Below are 22,685 nucleotides of genomic sequence, written 5' to 3' on the forward strand. Positions count from 1 at the left end.
CCCCCTGTAATCGGAATTATGTGAATTTAGTGCTGTGCGGGCACGCAAATTGGCCTGCTCAGAACTGGAATCGGATCTCGCCGGTCAGGCCCCAGCCGTCCACGCTCTCGCCCGACAGGGCATCCACGCGCAGCGCGGCGTTCAGATGGCGGGCCGGACCCGCGCGCTCCGCCCCGAAGACCCGCGCGAGGCTGATCCCGGCGCTGAGCTCCGTGTAATCGCCGATCCCGTCCACCCGAAACGTCGACGCTTCGGGGCTCAACAGGGCCGCGTCATAGCCGTCGCTGAGATCGGCGTGATAGGTCAGGCTGCCGAAGAGGTGGAGCGCGCCGACCGCGCTTGCCGGATCAAAGGACCGCGCCAGGGTGAGCCCGGCAAAGGCGCGCTGTTGGTCGCTTTCGTCGATCTCCAGCACCGCTGCATCACCGAGCCGGATCTGGTCCGTCTCGCTGCGAGAGAGGGAAAACCCGGCGCGGGGCGTGACGCTCAGCCCGGCGGTGCCCGGCACCTGCCATTGGTATCCGATGGCGCCGGACAGGGTCAGGGCGGTCGCGTCATAGCCCGTGTCGAGATCCAGCTCGGACCCGCCGCCGCTTTGGACATCGAACCCCATATCCTCGTAGCGCAGTTGAAGATCGGCAAAGAGCGGGCCGCGTTCCGCCACCAGATAGAGCCCCGCATAGCTCTGATCGAACTCCGTGCGGGTGAGGGGCGCACCCGCCATGGACCGCGTATCCGCCTGGCCGGAATTGAAGCCGAGAAAGCCGCCAAAGGTCAGATCCCAGCCGCCAAACCGGTCATTGAGGCAGGCCATATCCGCCCCGAGCTGCACCCCGGCATAGTCGAGATCGGTCGGAAGCGTGCCGCGCGTGGTGTCGGAGTGAAAGCCGGTCTCGCTCTCCAGATCGCCGCCGGTCAGCCGACCCCAGCCGCCATAGCCGCACAGGGCCTCCGGCGCGCGCCGGGCGTCACGAGGCGTGGTCGGCGGAGCCTCGGGACGGCTGACAATGGCCCCGATCAGCGATTGCGTCGCCGCAAACCCCGCGCCGATAGCCATCACATCCTGAGAGACGTTCGATTGCAGGGCGTAGGTCAGGTTGTCCTCGGTGGTCAGTGTGTAGTCGAAGAGACCGGAACTTGCATCCAGCGCTGAAAAGTCGGCATCGACGATCGCATCTGGTGTGTTCACGAGAATAGGCATCAAGTCGCCATCGACCATATCGGAGCTGCCCAGAGCATTGAAAGCGACCGCAACCGTCTCTCCATCCGCGAGGTTTTCAAAGATCAGGCGGTCCGAACTTTGCGTGGCGCCCGCGAGGTCCACATCCAGCACGAAGGTCGTGCCGGTGGTCGTCGCATCGCCTGTAACGGTCAGCGTTTCCGTGGCGCGTGTGTTGCTCAGCGAAAAGCTGTTTCCGCGCCCGGTGCTTCGGAATTCGTTGAGTTCACCACTGCCGCGCATGCGCACTGCGACATTGTCCTGAAGCTCCACAAACCCGGTAACCGAGGCCACAGTACTATCGCTGAAATATGTCAGGACCAGGTTGGCGTTGTCGACGATCACATCGCCTTCCACCCCGTGGAAGGTCAGCTCTGTCATCAACTCGGTGGTCCCGGAATTGACCCGGACAGGTGTTCTGGCTTCGAGGTCCTCAATCATCGTGTCCGTATTGATCTCGAGCGTTTCAGCGATCCCTCCGAGCAGCAAGTGCTCGCCACTGCCTTGAAGTGTCAGGGAGCCAAGTAGCGGGTCGCTGGCGAAGGACCCGAGGATCAGGCCCGCGGAACCGCTAGTTGTCAGAGTTCCGAGAATGTCGCCAGCGTCCAGAAACAGGTCACCACCGCGGACATGGACATCCCCGTTGATCTGTCCGCCCCCTGAAATGAAAGTTGTTCCGCTGACATTGTCGAGGCTTTCGATCACGGGCGAAGAGATTGAGACCTGTCCCCCGTTATTCGTGACATGGCCGATTGATCCTGTATCCAGCCTCAGAACTGCATCGCTGGCGCTTGCAGGATCCGTGCCGTTCGTGATGTCGCCCACATCGCTGTATCTGATCCGCGTGAACCCGTCATTGATGATGTCTCCGGTGGAGGTCGCATCCATGTCGATGCTGCCGCCCTGCTCGACAGTGATCGAACGAGTCTCTCCACCATCGATCGTCATCACGCCGCCATCACCGATGACTGTCGGGCCCAGCAGGGAGACGTCGAGAATGTCCAGAACACCCCCCTCGACACGGGTGCTGCCCCGAACCCGCGTCGATCTCAGCTCGGCGTTGCCGTCCAGATTGGTGAACCCGGTGAGCTGCGCGTTCTCCAGGTCGAACTGGCCGCTATTGGTGACGGCACCCAGAGACCCGTTCAACACGGTCATGGTGCCCGTATTGGCGCTGATATCCCCGATCTGGCCATCAATCATCCGGATCGCTCCAGCATTTGACAGGGTGCCAAAGGTGCCGCCCCGCATTTCAAGCATGCCGCCTGCTTCGATCGTTGTGAACGCGGTCTCGCTGATGCTGCCCTGGCTGGTGAACAGGGATCCCCCGTCTTCAACCGTTGTATCGCCGATGAGAGTGCCGCCAAACGTGCTGAAGCTTCCGTTTCGAATGGTCGTCTGACCGGTGACCTGGGCTGTTCCCTTGATTTGGTTGCTGCCGCCTTCGATCAACAGGGTGCCCACCTCCCCGCCATCTAAGCGGGCAAAGCGCGTGCTATGCAGGGTGCCGACCGAGCCACCGTCGAGGTTGACGGTGCCCGCGGAGGTGATGTTCGCGATCTCGCCACTGAGCATATCGAGCGTGCCGGGCCCATCGATGGTTGTCTCCCCAAGAACCGTGCCGCCCTCGAGCGCCACGGTGCCGTGGGCGATATGCATCGAGCTTACCTCGACCGTATCTTCAATCTCGAGGCGACCCGTAGAATTGGTCAGGGACCCAACGGTGGTTCCGTTGGAGAGATGCCCCCTACCGCTGTTGTCGAAGGTTGTGATGATACTCGCGGAAATGTCGGAATCCCCGCGCATTTCGAGCGTCTCGATCCGACTGTCTGATATCGTGACGGGACCGATGCTTGTGAGCGTTCCCACCTCGCTGCGGTCCATGATGACGGCGCTGTTGCCGATCGTATTGATCGCGTCGGCTTGCGCATCGTTAAGCTCCAGCCTGCCATCATTGACGACCTCGGTGGTCCCCAGAAGAGTTCCGCCCTCAACCGTGAGAGTGCTGCCATCAACAGTCGTCGCGTCGGTGACCAAGACGCGGGATTCCAGAACCGCATCGGTGCCGTTCGTGTTCAGCACCCGGATCTCGCCGTCCAAGAGTTCCACTGTCCCACCGAGGGTGACAACCTCTGCAAAGGAGCCACCACCGAACACAAACTCTGTGTCCGGGCCCAGCGTGACATCGTCAACCAGGCCACTGTCCAGCACCACACGGCCGGTCCCGCTGACGAGGATGTCGTCGGCAATCCCGCCTTCAATCGTCAAGCTTCCACCGGAGACAGTGGTCTGATTTGAAACGATGACAATGCTCTCAATTTGGGTTGTCCCGCCCTGTATGTCGAGATTCCGGACGCCCGCCTCTTCGACAAGGACAGTCCCTCCGGTCACGGTCAATGCGTCAACCGAGCCGAACTCGATGACAAACTCCCCTGCTGTTGTGACAGACGTGGCGCGGCTGAGGCCAAAGAACGTATCGTCTTCCAGCGTCAGTGATCCGTCCGGGGCGATAACGACCTCCTGAAGGCGCCCATTGTTCAAGGTTACCGAGCCGCCGTCGATCTGGGTGGTCCCGGTGATCCGATGACCATCAGTGATGAGCGTGTTGCCAGCGGTATTGGTCAGGTTTTCCGTCTCGCCACCTCGTGCGACGAGCGACCCTCCTGCATTCTCGACATTTGTTGTCAGCCCGCTCAAGCTCAGTTGAGCCACATCTGACGTGATATCTCCGGACACATCGCCCGCTAGGGTGACCTCTCCGGTGCCGGTCACGGTCAGGGCCGTGTTCACATCGATTGTCTCTGAGATCGAGACGCTGGCATCGGCGGTCAGGGTTCCGGTGACGCTCAGGGTTGTGGGGTCGGTGGAGACCAGATTCACATCGGTCGAGAACAGGATGTCATTCACGCTGAGCCCGCCCGGCTCGGTGATCGTCACCGTATAAGGGTCCGGCGCGCCGGGGCCGAAGCTGACGGAGGCGCCATCGGTGAAATTGGTATTGGCCGCGCCATCGCTCCAGACCGGGTCCGCAGCGTTCCAATCTCCATCGCCGCCAGTAATCACCGTGGGGTCATTGCCATCCGCGCCCGCGTCCCAGAAGAGATCCTGCGCAAGGGCCGGGGAGCTCAGGGAGAGAGATGCCAGCATGGTCGTCCCCAGCGCCCGGCACAGAACGGAGCGAAAATTCGGACGTTGGCGGCCGCCAAGAGCAATACGCATTCCAAAGACTTCCCAATACTGGACATCACGGTATTCAATTAGGAAATCACTGGTTCGTGAAATGAGCAATGGATAAGCACTTTTTAAAATCAGCCCGGGATTGCTAGATTTTGCGGAATTGCGTTTTTAAAAGCGTTTCCGGCAGTGTTTTCCGGCAATTCGGACCAATTGCCGCGCTATTCCAAAATGGAGGGAATTCGGCGGGTTCAGAGCGGTCTGTTGCGCAGGCGGAACCTGTCGCCCGGCCAGCTTGGACCTGTCCTTAACGGCTCCTTTCGACCATGATGGCCCTCGAGGACGACAAGACGGCGAGGCCCAGATGCGCGACGACAGTTCCAGAGAAGCGGTGGAGCGCTATGCGCTTGTGGTCATTGGCGCCGGGATTGCGGGGCTCAACGCGCTGGCGGCTGCCACGGAATATCTGCCCAAGGGGGCGCGGGTCCTGCTGGTGGATGAAAAGCCTGAGCCGGGGGGCATGTGGAATACAGCCTATGATTATGTCCGCTTGCACCAGCCCCATCCGATGTTCACCGTGGGGAATATGCGCTGGGACTGGCGCAAACCGCCGAGCTATCTCGCCAAGCGGGACGAGGTGCAGCACCATCTGGGCCGGGCGCTTGGCCCGGTCTCGGCGCGGGTGACGCTGGAGACCGCCTTTGGCAGTCGCGCCAGCCGTTGCGCGGAGGTGGAGACAGATCAGGGCCCCCGCGCCCAGGTCACCTACCACCCGATCGACGCGCCCGAACGCGAGACCACCGTGCAGGCGGACCATGCCATCCACGCGGCGGGGCTGAACTATGCCCTGGCCGCGCCCCTGCCCCTCAGCTCCGATCAGGTTCTGTCGATCATCCCGCAAGAGCTGCGCGCGACCCTGACCGCCCATCCCGAGGCACCGGTCTATGTGTTCGGCGGCGGCAAGACGGGGATGGATACGGTGCTCGCCACCCTGGCCGCGGATCCCGCGCGGCAGGTGACGCTGATCAAGGGGCGGGGCACAACCTTTCTCAACCGCACGAAATACCTGCCCTCGGGGATCAAACGCTGGACCTCTGGAGAGCTGGTCTCGCGCCTCTTCCATGACGTGGCGATGCGCTATGATGGCGAGGATGACGCCGCGCTGCTCGATCATATCCGTCGGACCCATTCCACGGATCCAGAGGGGCCAACCGGCCGGTTTCTCTATGGCCTGCAATCGGAGGAGGAATTCGCACAGGTGGAGGCCGGGCTTTCGGCCTCGCTGGCCGAGTACCTCGAAGATGTCTGTGATGGAGACGCGGGGCCAGAGATCCGCCTGCGCAGCGGCGCGTCACATCCGGTCGCGCCGGGCAGCATCTTTGTCAATTGCGGGGGCAGTTTCTTTCGCGACGCGGAGATGTCGCCCCCGATGCCTGTCCTCTCCCCCCAAGGCCGCGTGTTGTCGATCAATCCGCGCCGGGCCTTTCACTTCCTGACCAGTGTGGCCGGGTTTTTCGGCGCGCATCTGCTCTATCGCGATCAGCTGCGGGGTCAGGGGTTCTATGCGCTGGATCTGGAGGCGCTCTTTCGGACGGATCGCGACGCCTGGGTCGGGGCCTCGGCGGCGCAGGCCTATCTCAACCAGGTCACCGCCGTGCAGACCCTGCCAATGCTGCTGCTGGATCGCTGCGGGCTCGACATGGATCGCTGGTATCCGCTGCCCCGCCGGATGGCGGCGCTCCTGCGGATGAAGGCCACGGCCAAGGAGGATTGCGCCCATTGCCGCGACGTCCTCCACCGGGTGGCGGAGCGGTTCGGGATCGAGGCCGCGCCGATCTAGGGCGCTCAGCCGTCCTGCTTGCTCTGGGGCGGGTCGTCATAGACGGACCAGCCATAGTCGCCGGTGCTGTCGGGCAGCTCCTTCTTGGCCATGTTGCGGGCCATATAGGTCTTGGCGATGAAATTCGCGGTGATCGGTGCGGTCAGGAACAGGAACAGCGTGATCAGCAGTTCATGGACCGAGACATAGCCGGTCTTGGCGAAATAGATCATCGAGGCCACGAGCACGCCGCCCACCCCGAGGGTCGTCGCCTTGGTCGGCGCATGGAGGCGTTGCACCGTGTCCTTCAGCTTGATCAGCCCGTAGGAGCCGACAAAACCGAAGACGCCACTGATCACCAGGGCGGCGGCAATGAGGAGGTCTGCGAGAAAATCCATCTGTCTACCTCACTCGATAATGTCGCCGCGGAGCAGGAACCGGCAATAGGCCACGGTCGACACGAAGCCCACCATGGCGATCAGCATGGCGGCCTCGAAATAGATCGCCGTGCCGCGCCAGATCCCGTAGAGCACCAGCAGCGCGATGATGTTGATCACCATCGTGTCGAGGGCGAGGATCCGGTCTGCCGAGGCCGGGCCGACCACGATCCGCCACAGATCCAGAATGAGCGCCGCGCCATAGCACAGGGCGGCAAAGAGCAGAGCGTATTCGATCATGCGAAAATCTCCTTCAGGCGGGCCTCGTAGCGGGTCTTGATTTCGTCCCGGACCGCGTCCGGATCGTCGGAATGCAGGCAATGCACGAGGATGCAGCCGCCATCGGCCGAGAGCGTGGCCGAAACCGTGCCCGGGGTCATGGTGATCGTGCCCGCAAGCACGGTGATCGCCTCGGCGGAGGTCAGCTCCAGCGGGATCGGGATCCAGTGGGAGCGGATATCGGTCTCGCGCTTGAAGAGGATGATCATGGCCACCTGCACATTGGCGACAACGATATCCCAGAGCACGACGAGCAGGTATTCGACCACCTTCAGGGGCTTGCCGAGTTTGGGCCGGTCCGGCCAATAGGCGGCGGTGAGCATCGGGATGATGATGCCGAACGCGACCCCAAGGATCAGGTTGCCCAGGGTGAAGGTGTTCACCAGGGCGAGCCAGACCAGCACAAGGGTGACGCTCAGCAGGGGATGGGGAACAAGGCGTGCGAGCATGGGTTAACCCTCCTCCCCGGTGCCGAGCACCGCGCCGATATAGCCCGCCCGGTCAAAGAGCTGGGTCGTGGTGTCCTCGAGATAGGCGGAGACCGGCCCGGCAAAGATCGCGAGCCCGGCCAGGGTGACCAGCGCGATCATGGACGGGGCGATCTGGCCCGCCGTGGCGGGGGGCGGCGCCTCAGCCTCGACCTCGGTCTCGGCGACCGGCTCCGGCGCGGCCATGGCGGTGGATTTCCAGAAGATCACGCTGCCCGCCCGGGCAAATCCGACAATCGTCAGGAGCGAGCCTGCGAGGATCGCCGTCCAGGCCCAGCCCATCATCCCCGGATCGCGCAAGGCGTCGAGCACGAGGAGCTTGCCGAGAAACCCGCTCAGGGGGGGCATCCCGGCCATGCCGATCGCGGCGGCAAAGAAGAGCGCCGCAAAGAGGCCGTTCTGCACGATCGGGGCCGTGGCGCGCAGCCCATCCTGCTGGCGTCGGGTGATCACCAGATCGGCGATCAGGAAAAGACAGGCCGTGGCAAAGGTCGAATGCACCATGTAATAGAGTGCCGCGAAGGTCGCTCCGGGTGAAAACGCCGCCACCGCCACCAGCATCGTGCCCATGGATCCGACTACGGAAAAGGCGATCAGCGGCATCAGGCGTTTCGCGCCCAGCACCCCGAGCGCTCCGATCGCGATCGTCACGATGGCCGTCGGGAAGAGCCAGGTGCTCGCCAGATCCTCGGTCCCCGGGCTGCCCGGTCCAAAAGCGGTCGTATGCACCCGCAGGATCGCATAGGCCCCGACCTTGGTCATGATCGCGAAGAGAGCGGCCACGGGCGCCGGCGCATTGGCATAGGTCGCCGGAAGCCAGAACTGCACAGGGAAAAGCGCGGCCTTCACCGCAAAGACCAGCATCAGAAGGATCGCGGCGACACGCACGAGGGCCGCCTCCTCCGCCGGGATCTCGGGCACGCGGGCGGCGAGATCGGCGATATTCAGGGTCCCGGTGGAGGCGTAGAGCGTGCCGAGCGCAAAGAGAAACAGGGTGGAGCCCGCGAGGTTCATCACCACATATTGCAGGCCCGCGCGGATCCGCTCCTTGCCGCCGGAATGGATCATCAGCCCGTAGGAGGCGATCAGCAGGACCTCGAAGAACACGAAGAGGTTGAAGATGTCGCCGGTCAGGAAGGCGCCGCAGATCCCCATGAGCTGAAACTGAAACAGCGCATGGAAATGCCGCCCCCGCGCGTCCCAACCCGTGGTGATCGCATGGACCAGCACAATGAGCGCCAGCGCCGCCGTCAGCAGCACCATCAGCGCCGAGAGCCGGTCGAGCACCAGCACGATGCCAAAGGGCGCGGGCCAATCGCCCAGCCGGTAGACATGGGTCGTGCCGTCCGCCGCAAGGCCTGCGAGCCCGAGCGCCACCGCCAGAAGGGTCACCGTCCCCGCAAGCGAGGCCGTCCGCGCCAGCGGCATGTCATGGCGCATCACGAAGGCGATGAGCGGGGCGAGCATCGCCGGAAGGACGACGGGAAGAATAATCCAATGCATCAGATCCGGCCCTCCGCCTCGAGGGTTTCCGGCGTCTCGGTCGGTCCCGGGGTTTCGGCCGTATCGGCCTCTTCATGAATGTCGATCCGATCCGAATCCGCCTCCAGATAGGCGGCGAGGCCGATCATCACGAGCACCGCCGTCATCCCGAAGGAGATCACGATGGCCGTCAGGACCAGCGCCTGGGGCAGCGGGTCCGTATAGGTGGCCTCTCCGTATTTCGATAGGATCGGCGACTGGTCGATGGCCAGCCGTCCGCTGGCGAACAGGAACACGTTCACCGCATAGGACAGCAGCGCGAGGCCCAGAATGACCGGAAAGGTGCGCAACCGCAGCAGCAGGTAGACCCCGCCCGCCGTCAGAACCGCAACCGTGCTGGCGACAATGACTTCCATCTCAGCGTTCCACCTCGCTCTCGGCGGTATTTCCCGCCGGGTCGTAATCCATGGGCTCCACATTCACGGTCTCGCCCGCAAAGCGCGCGATCCGGCTGAGGCTGTAGAGCATCAACATCACCGCCCCGAGCACCGTCAGGAACACGCCGAGGTCAAAGAGCATGGCGGTGGCCAGCTCAAACTCCTCGATGGGTGGCAGGTGGACGTAGGTATAGGCGCTGGTCAGGAAGGGCCGGCCCACGAGCCAGGCGCCGATCCCGGTCAGGCCCGCAATCACCACGCCGAGCCCGATCATGGTGTGATACTCGATCCGCTTGCGCTCCTGGGTCCAGGCAAAGCCCGAGGCCATGTATTGCATCAAGAGCGCAATCGCGATCACCAGACCGGCGACAAAGCCCCCGCCCGGCTGGTTATGGCCGCGCAGGAAGATATAGAGCCCGACGACCACCGCGATGGGCATCAACACGCGGGTCACCACGACCATCATCATCGGATGGCGGTCGCGGGAGCGGTCCTGATCATAATCGGTGTTCTTCAGCCGCTTCGAGGCGGGCCCGCTCAGCAGCGCATGCATCAGCGCATAGATCACAAGGCCCGCGATCCCCAGCACGATGATCTCGCCATAGGTGTCATAGCCCCGGAAATCCACGAGGATCACGTTCACCACATTGGTGCCGCCCCCGCCCTCATAGCTGTTGGCGACATGGTAGTCCGAGATGGTCGAGATATCCCGCTGCAGGAAGGCAAAGGCCAGCCCGCCCACGCCCAGACCCGCGGCCACGGCGATAATGCCGTCGCGGATCTTGAGGCCGGTGGGGCTCTCTTTCGGGGTCACTTTCGGCAGGAAATGCAGCGCCAGCAGCAAAAGCATGATGGTCACCGTCTCCACCGAGATCTGCGTGAGCGCGAGATCGGGGGCGGAGAGATAGACAAAGCCCGCCGAGATCGACAGCCCGATGATCCCGATCAGGACCAGCGCCCGGAATCGGTAGTGGTGCATGCTCACAACGCAGGCCGTGGCCACGATCAGCATCAGCCAGCCGATGGCGATGACCGGCGGCACGGGCAAAAGCTCTCGCGTGGGGGCCGAGATGCCGCTGCCGGAATAGGCGATCCAGCCCATGGTGACCGAGGCCAGGGTGAAGATCGCCAGATAGCGGCTGATCGCGCCGTTATGGGTGATCTCGGTGACGCGGGCCGAGGCGCCCTGCACCGCGGCCATGAGCTTGTCGAAGATCTCCTTGGCTTCGGGGCGGCGCGCGGCCTGCCAGATCGGATCGAGCTTGCCATGCTGGCTGAGCAGGGCGAGACCGCCGAGGGTCGCGGCAAAGGACATCCAGAGCGCCGGGGTGAAGCCGTGCCAGATCTTCAGATGCGGGTGCAGATCCGCGCCGGTCACGGCGCTGGCCGCCGCCGTCACGATGCCTTCGGCGACAAAGGGCGCCATGCCGATCACGAGGACCAGCACCACCAGCAGCGCGGGCGAGGCCCACATGCCAAAGGGCGGATCATGGGGCTTGTGCGGGTAGTCGTCCCGCACCGGCCCGAGGAAGACATGGGAGATGAAGCGGAAGGAATAGGCCACCGACAAAAGCGCGCCGATCGTCGCCAGAACCGGCACCGCATAATGGCTCCCGGCCCAGCCCGTATGGGCGGCCTCTTCGAGCATCATTTCCTTCGACAGGAACCCGTTAAACAGGGGGATCCCCGCCATGGAGAGCGCTGCGACCGTCCCGATGGCAAAGGTGATGGGCATCAAATGCCTGAGCCCGCCAAGCCGCTTGATATCGCGGGTATGGGTCTCGTGATCGACGATCCCCGCGGTCATAAAGAGTGCCGCCTTGAAGGTCAGGTGGTTGATGATGTGAAACACCGCAGCCACGGCGGCCGCCTGCGTCCCAAAGCCCAGCAGCATGGTCAGCAGGCCCAGATGGCTGACCGTCGAGAAGGCCAGCAGCGCCTTCAGGTCATCCTTGAAGAGCGCGATTGCCGCGCCCAGCACCATGGTGATCAACCCGGTGGTCGCCACGATGTAGAACCACGCATCGGTCCCCGCCAGCGCAGGCCACATGCGCGCCATCAGGAAGACGCCCGCCTTCACCATGGTCGCCGAGTGCAGATAGGCCGAAACCGGCGTCGGCGCGGCCATGGCGTGGGGCAACCAGAAATGGAACGGGAATTGCGCCGACTTGGTGAACGCGCCCAGCAGGATCAGGATCAGCGCGGGCAGGTACCATTCGGAGGCGCGGATCTGATCCCCGGCCACGAGGATATCCGTCAAGTTGAAGCTGCCCACGATATTGCCGAGGATCAGCATCCCCCCGATCATCGCGAGCCCGCCCGCGCCTGTGACGGTCAGCGCCATGCGTGCGCCCTGACGGCCCTCGGGCAGGTGTTTCCAATATCCGATCAGCAGGAAGGAGCTCAGGGAGGTCAGCTCCCAGAAGATCAGCAGAAGCAGGATGTTATCCGACAGGACAATCCCCAGCATCGCCCCCTGAAAGAGCAAGAGATAGGTGTAGAACTGCCCCATCGGATCCTCGCCCGACAGGTAAAACCGCGCATAAAGCGTGATCAGCAGGCCCACGCCGGTGATCATCAGCGCAAAGAGCAGCCCCAACCCGTCCAGGAAGAACGACGCCGAGAGGCCCAGCTGCGGCAACCATGGCACTTCGGCCTGGATCACCTCCCCCGAGAGCACCTGAGGCGCCAGCGAGAGCAGCATGAGAAAGGCGAGAGCCGTCGGAACAGCGGTGAAAGACGCGCATGCGGTTCGCCCGGCCCGGATCATCACTCCGGGAATGAGGGCACCAATGAATGGCAGCAATGCGATGATGAAAAGGAGAGGGCCCCCGTGGCTCATAATATGCCCTTACGGATCTTGTCGTATGCGCCTTGGGTGACGCTATCCGGACCAGCAATACAGGAAACTTTAACCCTTAGCGAGACATGTTGGATGCGCAATTCGCCCCAGTTGCGCAGGTTTTTCCTCCGCCCTCTGGAGGCGGTGATCGCGACCATGTCGCGGCGCCCATGCTCTGAGCCATGGGTGATCCGGCGGAACGGGCAGTTTTGTGCGAATGTCGGAAACAGTTGCCAAGCCGCGCCGCACAAGGCAGGGTCTGCCCACGGGCCCCAGATTTCGGGGTTCGGACTGACAAGACATTTTTACAACGTACCATTTTCAAAGGTGATCGCTTATGCGTTTGATCGAGTCCGATATTGCGGGCTTCTCCAAGAAAGAAGCCCATGACCGCAGCCGCAACCGGCTCTCCCAACAGGGACAAACCCGCCTCATCCGCCTGCCTGTTCTGACCTATCTCTATTCCGACGGGATGGGCGGGCTGCGCGCGCTGCGCACGTTGGTGCAATCGACCCGCGCCTCCATGGATCTGGCCCGGGCCTTCTACCGCGAAAACAGCTTTGAGCGTTTCGATTTCGACTATCGCCTGCGCTCGGGCATCCTGCCCAATCCGCGGGACTGGCGCGGCAATCTCGAGGGGATCCAGCCGCGCTATAACGCGGCGAGCGGGGTCCTCGAGAATCCCGGGGACTTCATGTCCCCCGAGAACTACACGGGCTATGCCGCATTTCGGATCCATGGCCGCGATCCGGCCCGCTTCGGCACCGGAAACGGCAATCCCGTGCTGCGCGAATATGGCAAGATCCATCGCCGCAACATCATCGCGGATCTCATCACCGCGATCGAGGCGGGGCCGGACCATGACTGGGACGACGCCGAAAGCCTGACCGAGATCGCCGACTGGGCCTTTCCGGCCGGGGGCGGCGGCTCGGTCTATGTCTGCTCCAGCCAGATCAACCGCGCGGTGAAACGCACCCTGCCCGTGGCCACCGAGCTCGCCCCCGGCATGCCCTTTCAGGAGATCGTGCTCAGCTCCCAAGGCCCGGGCGCGTCCTCGGCGCAGCTCCATGCCCATGAGCTCGGGCATCTCTTCTTCGGGATCGGCGACTATTACAACCGGCGGGTGGATGGCACGCGCGTCACGCAGGAGGATGCGCTCGGCTATCTCGGCGATGCCAGCATCATGGCCCTGCATTTCGACAGCCCCCATTTCGACGGGTTCCTCAAGTTCTTCCTCAACTGGACCGACCCGCAACTTGTGGAGCCGACCTTTGCCAGCCGCGAGATTACGCTCCGCCCGACCTATGGCGCGCCGGGCAATGCGCTGGTGATCCGGCCCGAGAAAAACCGCCGCCCGGGCGAGTTCTTCATCGTCGAATATCGCACCCGGACTGGCCGTACGCCCGATGGTGCGCCGATCCGGTTCGACCGCCTCCTGGGCAATGCGCTGGAAAACGGGGTCTTCGTCTATCACGTGAACGGCACCGACATCAAAGGCGGCGCGCCCGGCGAGGCGGAGCCGCAGGTCACCCTGATCTCGGGCCAGTCGCGCGAGGCGACCGAGCTGCGCTCCCTGCGGACGGGTCAGAAGCTGGAGGCCAGCGACACGGCCTTCTATGGCGGGCATGAGAACGGGCTGGAGATCGAGGTGCTCGACATCACCGGGCAGGAGGCGCGGATCCGCGTCAGCTGGAACCGGGCGCCCCGGCTCGATGCGGCGCGGGTGAGTGGCGGCGATCTCCATGTCTTTGCGCGCAGGGCCGATGGATCGCCCCTCCACAAGCGCCGAACCGGGAGCACATGGCTGCCCGCCCGCACCGAGTGGTGGGATATGGGCGGCGAGGTCACCGACCGGCCCACGGTCGCCCAGGCGGGCAAGGAGCTGTCGGTCTGGGTGCGCGGGACGAGCGGCGCGCCCTTTCACAAACGCATGGCCGCCGATGGCACATGGTCCTCCGCCAGCTGGCAGCATATGGGCGGTGAGATCCTCGGCGAGGTCGCGCCCAGCAAGAGCGGCGCATTCAACGAGGCGCTGGTGCGCGGCATCTCGGGCGATATCTTCGTCAAGCAGAGCCGCGCCACGGGCTGGGCCCCGTCCCTCTTTGGCTGGCATCGGCTGGGCGGCCCGTTCGAAGGCCGCCCCCATGGCATCCCGGGGCCGGACGGGCTCCATGTGGTGACGCGCCGCGCGGCGGGCACGCCGGTGCACGCGATCATCCCCAAGGACGCCCTGACCCAGAGCGAGCCGAGCTGGACCGAGCTCGGCGGACAGCTCAGCGCCGATCCCCATGGCTGCGCCCATGAGGGCGAAATCCTCGTCTGCGGGCGCGGGATCAGCGGCAAGCTTTTTGCCAAGACCCTGGGCAGCGGCGGCTGGCGCCCCTCGGCCACGGGCTGGACCGATCTCGGGGGGCAGATCATGGGCCCGCCCTGCGCGGTCAGCACGGGCGATCATGTGGTGATCTTCGCCACGGGGATCTCCGGCGGGGTCTTCGCGATCCGCGGCACCGGCAGCAGCTGGAGCAGCTGGGAACCCCTGGGCGGGCAGGTGATCGACAGCCCCACCGCCGTGGTGAATGGCGACGGGATCGAAGTGCTCTGCACCGGGATCAGTGGCAATGCCTTCCACATGCGGATGGATGCGGGCGCCTGGCCACCGCCCAAAGACGCCTGGAGCAGCCTCGGCGGCCCGCTGATCTGAGGCAGAAAACCGGCTCGATATATATAGTGTGGCGTTCGGCCCTTGGCGGGGCCGGATCAGCCCCCTGCCCCTAGCCCCGATGGCGGCGCAAAAACGGGCGGAGCCGTGGCGCCATAGCGGCTGACGGTATCGGCCGCAGCCCGCACCGCCGCCTGCGCCGCCGCCAGCGGGCTTTGCCCCGCCACCAGCCCGGCGAGAAACGTCCCGGCGAGGCAATCCCCGGCCCCGGTGCTATCCACGGCCTCCACGGGGATGGCCGGGATCTCTGTCCGCCTGCCCTCCGAGAGCAGGATTGCCCCCGCCGCCCCGCGCTTGAAGATCACATGCCGGGCGGGCAGTGCCTCGAAATAGGCCAGGGCGGGCTCCAGATCCTCATGGCCGAGAAAGAGTGCGGCCTCATCCTCCGAGGGCAGGAGGATATCCGCCATGGGCAGAAACGCGGTGATGCAGGCCCGCGCCTCCTCCAGCGACCAGAGGCTCAGCCGCAGGTTCAGATCATAGGAGACCAGCGTGCCCGCTGCCCGCGCGATCTCCGCGGCGCGCTGCACCGCCTCGCGCATGGGGACGCTGATCGCCTGGCTCACCGCCGACACGTGGAGCACCCGGGCCGCCTCAATGGCGGCAACCGGCAGGTCCCCCGGCCCGTAAAGGCTCGCCGCCGAGCCCCGGCGCGCGTAGGCAAAGCGCCGCCCCGCCGGGTCCGGATCGATCACGTTCACCCCCGTGGGATCCTCGGTCCGGCACAGAAGATGGGCGGTCGCGACCCCCGCCTCGGCACAAAACCCGCGCACCGCATCCCCCAGAAGGTCTCCACCAACCGCTCCGAGAAGACCGGCCCGTCCCCCGGCTCGTGCTGCCGCCACCGCCGCGTTCAACGTGTCGCCCCCGACACCCTGCTGATAGAGCGCGGGGACACCGGGCGCGCCGGGCAAGCGCACCATCTCGATCAGGGGCTCGCCAAGGGTCAGGATCTCCGCTTCTGCCATGCCTGCATTTGACGCCCCCGCTCCCCCCAAGTCCAGAGCGGCTGGCCACCGCGCCCGGCTTGGGCCACACTCGCCCTGATCCCAGCGCCCAGGAAAGGCCCGCCCCATGGAGATGCCGAAGAATCACTTCAAAGCCGCCCTGAAGACCGGGGCGCATCAGCTCGGGATCTGGAACACCGTGGGCGGCAACACGGTGCCCGAAATGCTCGCCGGGGCCGGGTTCGACTGGGTGCTCGTGGATTGCGAGCATGCGGCGGTGGAAACGGTGGAGGTCCTGCCCGCCCTGCAGGCCATTGGCCAGACCCCGGAGGTTTCGGCCATCGTCCGCCCGGCGGCGAATGACCCGGTGCTCTTCAAGCGCCTTCTGGATATGGGCGCGCAGACCCTTCTGGTGCCCTATATCGAAACCGCCGAGCAGGCCCGCGCCGCCGTAACCGCCATGCGCTATGGCCCGAACGGCATCCGCGGCATGGCCGGCATGACCCGCGCCACGCGCTATGGCCAAGTCGCGCGTTATTTCACCGAGGCCGAGACCGAGCTCTGCCTCGTCCTGCAGGTCGAGACCGTCGCCGGGCTCGCCGCGCTGGAGGAGATCGCGACAACCGAGGGCGTGGATGCCGTGTTCATCGGCCCGGCGGATCTGAGCGCGAGCCTCGGCTATCCGGGCCAGTTCGACCATCCGGAGGTTCTGGCCGCGATCGAGGACGCCTTCGCTCGGCTCACGGCCCTCGGTGTGCCGAAGGGGATCATGGCGCTCGATCCCGCAGCGGCGAAAGGCTATATCGCACGCGGATCGCAGTTCACCGCTGTGGGCGTCGATCTGGTGCTGCTGGCCGAGGCGACCGCTGCCCTGCGCGCGCAGTTCCCGTAACTCCGCGCCCTAACCCTGATAGCCGAAAACCCGGGGCAGCCAGAGCACCACATCCGGCGACAGGATCAGGAAGACGAGCGCTGCGACCAGCACCGCGAGGAAGGCCCAGACCTCCGCGATGATCTCCTTCAGGGGGATGCCCGTCACCGCGTTGATCACGAAGAGAAGGATCCCGTAAGGCGGCGTGATCAGCCCGATCATCGAGTTGACCACCACCAGCACGCCGAAATGCACCAGATCGATCCCCAGCGCCTGACAGGTGGGGATGAAGAGCGGCACGATCACGAGGATGATCGTCGTCGCATCCAGCACGCAGCCCAGAAGCAGCACCAGCACATTGACCAGCAGGAGGAACATCAACGGATGGATCTCCAGCCCGGTCAGGGCCGCGGAAAGCATGGCGGGGATGTTTTCCGAGATCACGATGAAGTTCAGGATCAGCGCGCCGCCGATCACGATCCCCACCGCCGCCGAAGAGCGCGCGCTGTCCACGAAGATCTCGTAGAGCGTCTTGAGCGAGAGCGCCCGGTAGAAGAACGCCGCCAGGATCAGCGCGTAGAACGCGGCGACGGCGGCCGCCTCCGTGGGCGTCGTCACCCCGCCATAGATCCCATAGAGCAGGATCACCGGCATCAGCAGCGCGGGAAAGGCCTTGCCCGTCACCCGGGGCAGCTCGCGCAGGGGCACAGGCTCCTCCATGGCGAAGCCGCGCCGGGTGGAGATGAAAAAGTTCATCCCCATCAGCACCGCGCCCATCACCAGCCCCGGCACGATGCCCGCCAGAAACAGCGCGCCGATGGAGCTGTTGGAGACCAGGGCATAGAGAACCATGGGGATCGAGGGCGGGATGATCGGCCCGATCGTCGCCGTGGCCGCGGTGATCGCGGCAGCATAGCCCCGGCTATAGCGGCCATCCTTGGTCATCATCCCGATGATGATCTTGCCGAGCCCCGCCGCATCGGCCACCGCCGAGCCGGACATGCCCGAGAAGATCAGCGAAGCCATGACATTCACATGGCCCAGCCCGCCCCGGAACCGTCCGACCACGGCAATGCAGAAATTCAGAAGCCGGTCGCTGATCGAGCCTGCATTCATGATATTGGCGGCCACGATGAAGAGCGGCACCGCCAGCAGGATGAAACTGCCATAGAGCCCTTGCAGGATCTTCTCGCCCGTGAGGGCCAGATCCTTGCCGGACATGCCGAGATAGACCAGCGAGGCCAGCATGATCGAATAGCCGATGGGCGTTCCGATCCCCGCAAGGCCGAACAGCGTGATCAGGCAGAGGGCCAGCTCGATACTCATACCGCCTCATCCCCCTGCTGGATGGCGGGGGCGCCATGGTCATGACCCTGCCCCGGGCCGGGGATCTCGTGATCGTCATCGGGCGGGCCCTTCCGCCAGACCTCGACGAAGCGCCACGCATAGCGCAGGCCAACGGCGGCCATGAAGACAATATATATAGAGAAGATCGTCCGCATGGGGATCTTGTCCCCGGTGAACGGGTTCCGCACCGTGGTCGTCTTGCGGATCTTCATCCAGTCCACATAGTCCCAGGTCGGATAGGCCGACCAGACCATCCCCGCCACGATCGCGCCCGCCGCGATCAGGGCCAGCACCCGGCGGATCCGGCGCGGGGCGGCAAGATAGAGGATGTCAAAGGTGACCTGATCGCGCTCCCGCACGAGAAAGGCATTGCCGAAAAACACGATCCAGACCCAGAGGATCAGGCAGAGCTCCAAAGTCCAGCCAAAGGGCTGCACCAGCACGTAGCGCGAGAAGATCTGCAGCAGGAAGGTGATGAACATCGCCGCCAGCAATGCGGCGGCGATAAGCTCGGTGCCGCGGGTGAACCATCGGGTGATGAAACGCATGGGGGTCCTCCCGCGGCGGGGTCGTCAGACGCGCTTAGTTGCCGAGCGCGTTGATCTTCTCAAGCACGCCCTCGGGCCAGCTCGACGCCACTTCGCTGCCCACATACTGGGCCTGCACATGGGTGCGGAACGCGTCGAGATCCGGGGTGTAGATTTCAACCCCCTTGCTGCGGATGAAGTCCGCGAGGTTGTTCTCCTTGTCGAGTTGCTTCAACCGGCCCCAGGCGGCGGCGGCATCGGCGGCGCGCTGGACCTGCAACTGCTGATCCGCCGAGAGCCCGTCCCAAACCTCTTTCGAGAAGGCGATGTAGTTGAGATCCACCAGATGGGAGGTCAGGGCGATCTGCTTGGTGACCTCATAGAATTTGGCATCGACCACGGTCGGCAGGGGGTTGTCCTGCCCATCCACGGCCCCGGTGGAAAGACCCGTATAGACCTCGGTAAAGGCCATGGGTGTGGGGGCCGCCCCCAGCGCCTTGCCGAGGAACTGCCAGGCATCCGTGCCCGGCATCCGCAGGTTCACCCCGGCCAGATCCGCAGGCGTCTGCACGTCGAGCTCCTCGCGAGTCTGGCGCAGGTTCACATGGCGCTTGCCCAGATACATCACCGACAGAAGCTTCACGCCCAGATCATCCTCGACCGTCTTCTTGAACGGATCCATCAGCGGATCGTTGAAGACGCGCACCTGATGGGCGGCATCCTGATGGACATAGCCCGTGGCAAAGATCGAGAATTCGGGGAAGAACTGCGCCAGCTCCTGCGCCGAGGCGATGGACATGGTCAGGTTGCCCCGGCTGATCGCCTCAAGCTCGGTGCCCTGGGCAAAGAGCGTCGCATTATAGCCCGGCTGGAAATCGGCGAACTCGGCAACCATGGGCGCAAAGACCTGCGCCATGGCCTGGGAGCGTTGATCCGTCTCGGACCCCGCCGTCGCCAGGGTGAAGGTCATCTTGTGGCCATCGGCAAACCCGCCGCCGGTGGTCGCCGCGGTCAGACCCGCCGCGAAGGCCACGCTCAGCGCCGCCCGTCTCGTCATCCCAGAAAACATGTCTTCCTCCCTAGTGTTTTCCCGTCTCCGTCAGAGGGTCGATCATGGGCGACCGGCCCTCTTTCTCCAAGTCTTTGTTGTGTTTTCGGCTCTCAGCCCGCCTGCGCCACCTCCCTTGGCGCGGCGGGCTGGAGCGCGATGTCCCGCCCCTCGGCTGCAGAGAGCTGCATCGCTTCGATCACTTCGAGCGTGCGCAGCCCCTCGCGCCCCGACACAAGCGGAGCGGCGCCATGGGCGATGACATCGATAAAATGGGCGATCTGGTTGACCAACGGATCCGTGGCCGCCCGCATCAGGCTCGTAGCCGAGATCGGGGCCCACCAGTCGGGCTCCCCGGCCCCGTGCTGCCAAAGCCGCAGATCCGGCAGCGAGAGCGCCCCGCGCGACCCCCCGATCATGTAGCAACTCTCGGATGTGGGCGGGTAGATCGGATGCTCGCGCGCCGTCATCTCCCAGCTCCAGGGGGCGGTGATGCTGTCCGAAACACTGACCGTGCCAATCACCCCACTGGCAAAGCTCAAAAGCGCGCTCGCCAGATCCTCATTGTCGAAACCCCGCCGGGACGGGGCCGCGAGGGCGCGGACCGAGACCACCTCACCGCAGAGATGGCGCATCAGGTCGATATCATGGACGAGATTGACCGCCACCGGCCCCGCGCCGGGCCGTTTGCGCCAGTCGGCGGCGTTGAAATAGGCATCCGGTTTGTAGAACCAGCAGGTTGCCTGCACCGCGCGCAGTTCCCCGAGATCGCCCCGGGCAATCGCCTCCTGCGCGGCCTGAATGATCGGATTGTAGCGTCGGTGATGCCCGACCAGCAGGGGCACACCCGCCTGCTCCGCCGCCGCGATGAGCTGCACCGCGTCCGCCGCCTGTGTCGCGATGGGTTTCTCGACCAGCACCGGCAGGCCCGCCGCCACCGCCTGCAACCCTTGCGCCACATGGAGCGGGTTGGGCGTGGCCAGGATCAGCCCGTCGGCCCCGCCTGCTGCAAAAAACGCGTCGAGATCCGGATAGACCGCGCAGCCCAAGGCACGCGCTTCCGCCCGCGCTTCCGCCTCCGGCTCGATCACCGCCGCAAGCTCCGCGCCCGCGCATTGCGCGATCGCCGCCGCATGGCGGCGGCCCACAAGGCCAAAGCCCGCAATGGCAAGCGGCACGGCTTGCGGCATCGGCAGCGTTCCTCCCATTTCCGCCCGGCCTTTGCGGCTCTGTAATGGCGGCTCCGGACGAGAGGCTAGCCGGATTCCCCAGCTCTGGCAAATATATATGATATTTTGATTTTTGACGGTGATTTGTCAAAGTTGAATATGATCGGGCTTTTGCCTAAGGTTTCAGCAGCACATCCGCAGAACGAGGAGAGGGCATGGGCGCCCCCACCGCCACCGTCGGCGCGACCACCTATCAGCGGCTCAAGCATGACATCATCTTTGGCGTGCTCAAACCGGGTGCCAAGCTGAAGCTTGAGCGTCTGCGCGTGGACTATGCCGCCAGCCTTTCGACCCTGCGGGAGACCCTGAACCGGCTGGCGAGCGAGGGGTTTGTGGACGCGCCGGCGCAGCGCGGCTTCCTCGTGACCCCGGTCAGCCCCGAAGATCTGGAGGAGATCGCCGATCTCCGGGTACTCTTGGAATGCGACGCGCTGGAGCGGTCTTTGGCCAATGGCGATACGGAATGGGAGGGGCGTCTGGTCGCCGCCCATCACAAGCTCCACCGGATCGAGACCGAGATCGGCGCCGGGGATCTCTCCAAGACCGAGCTGTGGAAGCGCTACGACTGGGAGTTTCATCTGGCGCTGATCGACGCCTGCCGCTCGCGCAACCTGCTGAGCCTGCACGCGACGCTCTATGACAAATACCTGCGCTACCAGATGCTGGTGCTGACCAATCGCGGCGCGGCGGCTGTGGCCGAACATCAGGAGATGCTCGAAGCCGCCCTCGCCCGGGATGCAACGACCGCCAAAGCCGTGTTGAAGGCCCATATCGTGAACGGGCTCGACCACACCCTGCGCGCCATGACCGGATCGGACCCTGCGCCCTAGCGCAACGCGTCGCGCACCAGAGGCAGGGCAAAGGCATCAGGCGGACCTTTCGCGGATCAGAGCCTCAGGTTTCCGCCGGAACCAGCAGCGGACAAGCCCCACCTAATCCGGCACCAGATTGTCCAGCACATAGCGGCCCAGCTCATGGGTGCGGTGGGTCGAGAGCACCACATCCAGCGGGATCCGCCCATAGGCCGCCGAGATCGGCACGACCTCGCCCCGGCGCATGTCATCCCGCACGAGGGATTGCGGCACCCAGCCGACCCCCGCCCCGAGCTTGATCAGCGACCGGATGCTGGCCGCGAAGGAGGTCTCGACCACCACGGCCTCCTCCCGCATCAAGCGCTCGGAATTCGGATAGGCGGCGATGATCTGACCAAACTCGCTATCCTCGGGATAGCGCAGCACCGGGGTCGCCTCGTCCAGGGTCTGATCCTCGCTCAGGGCAAAGCGCAGCGGCCCGCCCACCACGGGCACGAGCGAATCCCGCCGCCAGATCCGCTGCAGGATCGTGTCATCAAAGGGCGGGCGCGGCGCGCCGCGATACTGATAGCTCAGCATCAGATCAACTTCGAATTTCAGAAAGAGCGCCATGATCTCGTCCTGATTGCGGGTCCGCAGGCGCACGGTGCGGATCCGGTCCAGCGCCGTGATCTTGGGATAGAGCTCGGGAAAGACCGAAGCCGCGAGCGAGTGCTGCGAGGCGACGATGAAGCTGCGCGAGCCCGGCGCGGGGCTGTCGCGAAACCGGCGCACCGTCTCAAGCAGGACCCGGATATCGGCCTCGCGCGCCAGCAATTGCTCGGTCAGCTCGACCTTGTTCACATGGCGGTCCACCAGGGTCGCGCCGAGCCAATGCTCCAGCGCCTTGATCCGCCGCGAAAAGGCCGGTTGCGTGACATTGCGGCGTGCGGCGGCGGCGCTCATCGTGCCCTCTTCGATCAGGGCGAGCGCGTCTTCGAGAAGGCGGGTATCCATGGCTACCCATAC

The 22,685-nt window shown here is 64.7% G+C and carries 17 protein-coding genes; 4 read left to right on the plus strand and 13 right to left on the minus strand.

The window, feature by feature from the left end:
- Positions 1-58: 58 nt before the first annotated feature.
- A complete protein-coding gene (locus ACP153_RS21155) occupies positions 59-4,366 on the minus strand; it encodes a hypothetical protein (protein ID WP_424972999.1) in 4,308 nt (1,435 codons plus the stop codon).
- 391 nt (positions 4,367-4,757) lie between these two features.
- Here ACP153_RS21155 and ACP153_RS21160 point away from each other — a divergent pair, with 391 nt between their 5' ends.
- Complete coding sequence (locus tag ACP153_RS21160) at positions 4,758-6,233, plus strand: FAD-dependent oxidoreductase (protein ID WP_424973000.1); 1,476 nt, start codon at positions 4,758-4,760, stop codon at positions 6,231-6,233.
- Positions 6,234-6,238: 5 nt separating this feature from the next.
- Here ACP153_RS21160 and ACP153_RS21165 read toward each other — a convergent pair whose 3' ends face one another.
- From ACP153_RS21165 to ACP153_RS21190, 6 genes are read right to left on the minus strand one after another with little or no spacing between them, the layout of a single operon-like run.
- Positions 6,239-6,610, minus strand: coding sequence for a Na+/H+ antiporter subunit G (locus ACP153_RS21165; RefSeq protein ID WP_424973001.1), 372 nt, complete (start codon positions 6,608-6,610; stop codon positions 6,239-6,241).
- A gap of 9 nt (positions 6,611-6,619) precedes the next feature.
- On the minus strand, positions 6,620-6,889 hold the full coding sequence (locus ACP153_RS21170) for a K+/H+ antiporter subunit F (RefSeq protein WP_424973002.1): 270 nt from the start codon (positions 6,887-6,889) through the stop codon (positions 6,620-6,622).
- Positions 6,886-7,377, minus strand: a complete 492-nt coding sequence (locus ACP153_RS21175; RefSeq protein ID WP_424973003.1) for a Na+/H+ antiporter subunit E — start codon at positions 7,375-7,377, stop codon at positions 6,886-6,888. The genes ACP153_RS21170 and ACP153_RS21175 overlap by 4 nt, the downstream gene beginning before the upstream one ends.
- Before the next feature lie 3 nt (positions 7,378-7,380).
- Positions 7,381-8,922, minus strand: a complete 1,542-nt coding sequence (locus tag ACP153_RS21180) for a monovalent cation/H+ antiporter subunit D (protein ID WP_424973058.1) — start codon at positions 8,920-8,922, stop codon at positions 7,381-7,383.
- Positions 8,919-9,314, minus strand: coding sequence for a Na+/H+ antiporter subunit C (locus ACP153_RS21185; protein ID WP_424973004.1), 396 nt, complete (start codon positions 9,312-9,314; stop codon positions 8,919-8,921). The genes ACP153_RS21180 and ACP153_RS21185 overlap by 4 nt, the downstream gene beginning before the upstream one ends.
- Position 9,315: 1 nt before the next feature.
- Positions 9,316-12,177: a monovalent cation/H+ antiporter subunit A gene (locus ACP153_RS21190; RefSeq protein WP_424973005.1), complete on the minus strand. Its 2,862-nt coding sequence runs from the start codon at positions 12,175-12,177 to the stop codon at positions 9,316-9,318.
- A 337-nt stretch (positions 12,178-12,514) separates the two neighbouring features.
- Here ACP153_RS21190 and ACP153_RS21195 point away from each other — a divergent pair, with 337 nt between their 5' ends.
- Positions 12,515-14,878 carry a hypothetical protein gene (locus ACP153_RS21195; RefSeq protein WP_424973006.1) on the plus strand — a complete coding sequence of 788 codons (2,364 nt, stop codon included), beginning with the start codon at positions 12,515-12,517 and terminating at the stop codon, positions 14,876-14,878.
- Between the two features lie 56 nt (positions 14,879-14,934).
- On the opposite strand, the gene ACP153_RS21200 is transcribed toward ACP153_RS21195, so the two are convergent.
- Positions 14,935-15,864: a sugar kinase gene (locus ACP153_RS21200; RefSeq protein ID WP_424973007.1), complete on the minus strand. Its 930-nt coding sequence runs from the start codon at positions 15,862-15,864 to the stop codon at positions 14,935-14,937.
- Between the two features lie 106 nt (positions 15,865-15,970).
- On the opposite strand from ACP153_RS21200, the gene ACP153_RS21205 reads away from it, so the two are divergent.
- The gene (locus tag ACP153_RS21205; protein WP_424973008.1) at positions 15,971-16,735 is read left to right on the plus strand and encodes an HpcH/HpaI aldolase family protein; all 765 of its coding nucleotides are present in this window, start codon (positions 15,971-15,973) and stop codon (positions 16,733-16,735) included.
- A gap of 9 nt (positions 16,736-16,744) precedes the next feature.
- Here ACP153_RS21205 and ACP153_RS21210 read toward each other — a convergent pair whose 3' ends face one another.
- The 4 genes from ACP153_RS21210 to ACP153_RS21225 form a co-directional block, all read right to left on the minus strand.
- Complete coding sequence (locus tag ACP153_RS21210; protein WP_424973009.1) at positions 16,745-18,040, minus strand: TRAP transporter large permease; 1,296 nt, start codon at positions 18,038-18,040, stop codon at positions 16,745-16,747.
- Entirely contained in the window at positions 18,037-18,609 is a 573-nt protein-coding gene (locus ACP153_RS21215; RefSeq protein WP_424973010.1) for a TRAP transporter small permease, read from the minus strand. The genes ACP153_RS21210 and ACP153_RS21215 overlap by 4 nt, the downstream gene beginning before the upstream one ends.
- Before the next feature lie 34 nt (positions 18,610-18,643).
- Positions 18,644-19,657 carry a TRAP transporter substrate-binding protein DctP gene (gene dctP, locus ACP153_RS21220; RefSeq protein WP_424973011.1) on the minus strand — a complete coding sequence of 338 codons (1,014 nt, stop codon included), beginning with the start codon at positions 19,655-19,657 and terminating at the stop codon, positions 18,644-18,646.
- A gap of 92 nt (positions 19,658-19,749) precedes the next feature.
- Entirely contained in the window at positions 19,750-20,826 is a 1,077-nt protein-coding gene (locus ACP153_RS21225) for a Gfo/Idh/MocA family protein (RefSeq protein WP_424973012.1), read from the minus strand.
- 194 nt (positions 20,827-21,020) lie between these two features.
- Here ACP153_RS21225 and ACP153_RS21230 point away from each other — a divergent pair, with 194 nt between their 5' ends.
- On the plus strand, positions 21,021-21,695 hold the full coding sequence (locus tag ACP153_RS21230) for a GntR family transcriptional regulator (protein WP_424973013.1): 675 nt from the start codon (positions 21,021-21,023) through the stop codon (positions 21,693-21,695).
- Positions 21,696-21,797: 102 nt separating this feature from the next.
- On the opposite strand, the gene ACP153_RS21235 is transcribed toward ACP153_RS21230, so the two are convergent.
- Positions 21,798-22,673 (minus strand): LysR family transcriptional regulator, encoded by an 876-nt coding sequence (locus ACP153_RS21235; RefSeq protein ID WP_424973014.1) that lies wholly within the window; start codon positions 22,671-22,673, stop codon positions 21,798-21,800.
- Positions 22,674-22,685: the final 12 nt, after the last annotated feature.

Origin of the sequence: Dinoroseobacter sp. S76, assembly GCF_049801095.1 — a bacterium.
In the GTDB taxonomy this organism is placed as follows: Bacteria; Pseudomonadota; Alphaproteobacteria; order Rhodobacterales; family Rhodobacteraceae; genus Dinoroseobacter.

What these genes read in the sequence shown, in the direction of transcription:
- ACP153_RS21190 (WP_424973005.1), bottom strand. Translation starts at nt 12,177, where the DNA reads ATGAGCCACGGGGGCCCTCTCCTTTTCATCATCGCATTGCTGCCATTC.
- ACP153_RS21195 (WP_424973006.1), top strand. Translation starts at nt 12,515, where the DNA reads ATGCGTTTGATCGAGTCCGATATTGCGGGCTTCTCCAAGAAAGAAGCC.
- ACP153_RS21215 (WP_424973010.1), bottom strand. Translation starts at nt 18,609, where the DNA reads ATGCGTTTCATCACCCGATGGTTCACCCGCGGCACCGAGCTTATCGCC.
- ACP153_RS21175 (WP_424973003.1), bottom strand. Translation starts at nt 7,377, where the DNA reads ATGCTCGCACGCCTTGTTCCCCATCCCCTGCTGAGCGTCACCCTTGTG.
- ACP153_RS21160 (WP_424973000.1), top strand. Translation starts at nt 4,758, where the DNA reads ATGCGCGACGACAGTTCCAGAGAAGCGGTGGAGCGCTATGCGCTTGTG.
- ACP153_RS21210 (WP_424973009.1), bottom strand. Translation starts at nt 18,040, where the DNA reads ATGAGTATCGAGCTGGCCCTCTGCCTGATCACGCTGTTCGGCCTTGCG.
- ACP153_RS21225 (WP_424973012.1), bottom strand. Translation starts at nt 20,826, where the DNA reads ATGCCGCAAGCCGTGCCGCTTGCCATTGCGGGCTTTGGCCTTGTGGGC.
- ACP153_RS21235 (WP_424973014.1), bottom strand. Translation starts at nt 22,673, where the DNA reads ATGGATACCCGCCTTCTCGAAGACGCGCTCGCCCTGATCGAAGAGGGC.
- ACP153_RS21170 (WP_424973002.1), bottom strand. Translation starts at nt 6,889, where the DNA reads ATGATCGAATACGCTCTGCTCTTTGCCGCCCTGTGCTATGGCGCGGCG.
- dctP (WP_424973011.1), bottom strand. Translation starts at nt 19,657, where the DNA reads ATGTTTTCTGGGATGACGAGACGGGCGGCGCTGAGCGTGGCCTTCGCG.
- ACP153_RS21165 (WP_424973001.1), bottom strand. Translation starts at nt 6,610, where the DNA reads ATGGATTTTCTCGCAGACCTCCTCATTGCCGCCGCCCTGGTGATCAGT.
- ACP153_RS21230 (WP_424973013.1), top strand. Translation starts at nt 21,021, where the DNA reads ATGGGCGCCCCCACCGCCACCGTCGGCGCGACCACCTATCAGCGGCTC.
- ACP153_RS21185 (WP_424973004.1), bottom strand. Translation starts at nt 9,314, where the DNA reads ATGGAAGTCATTGTCGCCAGCACGGTTGCGGTTCTGACGGCGGGCGGG.
- ACP153_RS21200 (WP_424973007.1), bottom strand. Translation starts at nt 15,864, where the DNA reads ATGGCAGAAGCGGAGATCCTGACCCTTGGCGAGCCCCTGATCGAGATG.
- ACP153_RS21205 (WP_424973008.1), top strand. Translation starts at nt 15,971, where the DNA reads ATGGAGATGCCGAAGAATCACTTCAAAGCCGCCCTGAAGACCGGGGCG.
- ACP153_RS21155 (WP_424972999.1), bottom strand. Translation starts at nt 4,366, where the DNA reads ATGCTGGCATCTCTCTCCCTGAGCTCCCCGGCCCTTGCGCAGGATCTC.